Source organism: Streptomyces sp. SID3343 (assembly GCF_009865215.1).
Taxonomy (GTDB): domain Bacteria; phylum Actinomycetota; class Actinomycetes; order Streptomycetales; family Streptomycetaceae; genus Embleya.
Genome location: NZ_WWJX01001180.1, coordinates 1 through 2030, shown reverse-complemented (window position 1 = coordinate 2030; position 2030 = coordinate 1). Strand labels below are relative to the sequence as shown.

Below are 2030 nucleotides of genomic sequence, written 5' to 3'. Positions count from 1 at the left end.
GCCGACCCGGCGGTGTTGGTCCTGGACGAGGCGGTCGCCGCGCTCGACGTGTCCATCCAGGCGCAGATCCTCAACCTGCTCGCCGACATCCGCGAAGCGGTCGCGACCACCTACGTGTTCATCAGCCACGACCTCGCGGTGGTCCGGCAGATCTGCGACGAGGCGATCGTCATGCACCGAGGCCGGGTCGTCGAACGCGGCACCACGGACGCGCTGCTCGACGACCCACAGGACCCCTACACCCGCCGACTGCGCGCGAGCGTGCCCGGCCCGGGCTGGCGGCCCGACCGGGCCGCCGCCGTCTGACCGCCCGCCCCGCCCCACGGAGAACCCCATGCGAAACACTCGGCGCGCCGCGGTCGCCGCGGCACTGGCCCTCGTCACCCTCACCTCCTGCGCGCACTCCGGCGCCGACCGGGTGTTCCCCGGCGCCGCCGCGGTCCTGAACGGCTCGACGCCCGCCGCACGCGGCGACGTGCCGTCGATCGACTGGACCATCGCACAGGGCGAACCCATGACGCTGGACTGGCTGCACTCGGCGAACTACCCCAGCAACACCATTCTCGCGAACATGTGCGAGAGCCTGTACCGGCTCAACCCCGACTTCAGCGTCAGCCCCGGACTCGCGGAGAAGACCGAGCGTCCCGACCCGTCGACTCTCGTGTACACCGTCCGAGACGGCGCGACGTTCTGGGACGGCAACCCGGTGACCGCCGAGGACGTCGCCTTCAGCCTGGGGCGCAACCTCGACGAGAAGGCCGGCTCCTTCTGGGTCGGCGCCTTCGCCAACGTCGCGAGCATCGACGCGACCGGCCCCCGCCAGGTCACCGTCAAGTTCACCAAGCCGGACACGATGTTCGACCCGTCGATGGCCGCCGGACCCGGCATCGTGGTGGAAAAGGCCCACTTCCGGCAAGCCGGCAAGGGGTACGGCACCCCGGACGGCGGCCTCATGTGCAGCGGCCCGTTCAAGTTCGACCACTGGGAACGTGGCAACTACCTGCGGATGACCCGCAACGACGCCTACTGGGACCCCAAACACCGGGCGCACGCCGAGAAGTTCACCTTCAAGTTCATCACCGACCCGATCACCACCGCGAACGCGCTCACCGCCGGCGAACTCGACGGCGTGTACGACGCGCCGCTGGAAGGTCTCGTCCAACTCGGCAAGTCGTCCGAGGTGGACATGACGTACGGCAGCAGCATGCAGATGATCGGCCTGGTCGTCGGCAACCCCACGTCGCTGTTGGCGACCGACCCGAAGCTGCGCGACGCGCTGCGGTTGTCCATCGACTACCAGGGCATCGTCGACGTCATCCTCAAGGGCGCGGGCGAGCCGTTGAAGACGATCACGCCCCCCGCCACGTGGGGCACGGGTCCCGCCGCGGACGTCTACCGCAAGGCGTACGACGCCCTGCCCGCTCCGCGCTACGACCTCGACGCCGCGCGCGCCACGGCCAAGGAAGCGGGGAACCCCGGCCGACCGATCGTCATCGCCGTGCCCGCCGAGCAGCTCTCGGCGGTACAGATCGTCTCGGCGATCCAATCCGGTGCCCAACGAGCCGGTATCGACGTCGAGATCAAGGCGATGCCGCTCAACAGCTACGGCGAACTGTTCTCCGACCCCAAGGCCCGCGAAGGCATCGACGCGTTCTTCACCATCAACTACCCCGACTTCCCCGAGCCGCTGCAGATGTACCAACAGATGGCGCTGCCGGGGCGGTTCAACAACTACAACGGCTACGACAACCCGGCCGTGACCGAAGCGCTCGACGCCGCGACCGCCGAGCCCGACCCGGTGCACCGCGCCGAACTCGTGGCCAAGGCGCAGGAGCAGATCACCGCCGACGCGCCGTGGATCCCCGTCGCCACCCCCTACGTCCGGCTCGCGCAGAACAGCCGACTCACCGGGGCACCCGCCACCTTCGTCTACCTCTACTACCCCTGGGCCGCGGACATCGGCGCGAAGTAAGCCCCTTCGCACGCACGACGCACCGCAGCGCACACGGCACGGCACACCGCAGCGCACA

General features: G+C 69.5%; 2 protein-coding genes. Both read left to right on the top strand.

The features are described from left to right. On the top strand, positions 1–306 hold a 306-nt coding region (locus GT354_RS37285), incomplete at its 5' end, for an ABC transporter ATP-binding protein (protein WP_161360819.1). 28 nt (positions 307–334) lie between these two features. Continuing rightward, on the top strand, positions 335–1972 hold the full coding sequence (locus GT354_RS37280; RefSeq protein WP_161360818.1) for an ABC transporter substrate-binding protein: 1638 nt from the start codon (positions 335–337) through the stop codon (positions 1970–1972). Positions 1973–2030 lie beyond the last annotated feature (58 nt).